The organism is Brevibacillus reuszeri (assembly GCF_002897295.1).
Lineage (GTDB): Bacteria > Bacillota > Bacilli > Brevibacillales > Brevibacillaceae > Brevibacillus > Brevibacillus reuszeri_A.
The window spans coordinates 1-1,068 of record NZ_BEXF01000103.1 but is presented as its reverse complement, the minus strand read 5'-3'; the positions used below and the strand labels follow the sequence as shown (position 1 = coordinate 1,068).

The window sequence follows — 1,068 nt, the reverse complement described above, 5'->3', positions numbered from 1 at the left end:
ATCATTAATGCTAATCAATTGCCGATCAAACTTGGAAATGGAGAAATCATTTATGATATCAAACTTGAAAAGGATAAGGTGAAAGACTATATCGCAATTAGAAGCTCAGTTCGAGGTACACCAATCTTTTTCATGGTCAATAATGACTTTGTAAAGTATCGGACTGGTGTAGACAATGCTTTTGTAAACCATAAGGACGGGACAGCAACGAATTATTATCCAGTTACCAGCACGTCGGATGTTTTCCAAGGTGGAAAATACATTCAACATTATGATTGGACTAAATTTCGTTTGAATATGGCAGATTACATTGCCTTTAGGACAGACAAACCAGAGGATTATATCGTGGCGATTGTTAATCCCTTTAAGTAAGGAGCAGCAATATGCTGAGATCGAGAATTAAGAAATCATTACAGCTGACGCTTTGCTTAATAGCGGTGATCACGACGGTTTTTGTATTCGACCCGAGTAAAGCAGAAGCTATTGGGGACAGTAGGATGTTTCAACATCCTAACAATCCAAACATCTATTATTTTGTTGGTATGGTTTACTATGACACATGGAGTGATTCCGCTGGTAAATGGACGACAACAAAACCACCAGGAGCCGTTACTGATGTGGATGGTTTCGACTATATGTTTGAATTTAACTCGTCTCGAAAAATAAAGGATGTTCGTGTAAGCAAGTTCGATTATTCCCGTGAGTATGGAGATCAGATTTGGGAAAAATCTCGATCAGTCGAAATGGCACGAAACCCTAAATCCTATTATCAAGATTCAACATCCATTAGTTATTCTCTCACTAAACTACCATGGACAGGGAAAGGGACTAACGTGGCGAATGTTCCTGTTTATGTCACGGGAGGACTGTTGGAGGCCCCAAAAGCAGTAAATAGAAGAGAAGAAGAGGAAAGGGATAATAACCAACAATTTGCACCACTCGTTCAAGGGTGGCGTTATCACTTCCCAACTTTGTTTGAAATCGAACTCGAGCCTGCTGAAGGTAAAGCGATTATCAAACACTTTACTACTACGGGCAAGCCACTGAATGGTGTACCTGGATTTAATG

General features: G+C 39.8%; 2 pseudogenes. Both read left to right on the top strand.

From position 1 onward, the window contains the following. Positions 1 to 372 (top strand): annotated as a pseudogene (locus C3B52_RS35600) (copper amine oxidase N-terminal domain-containing protein); the annotation flags it as partial. 11 nt (positions 373 to 383) lie between these two features. After that, positions 384 to 1,068 (top strand): annotated as a pseudogene (locus tag C3B52_RS35595) (DUF5704 domain-containing protein); the annotation flags it as partial.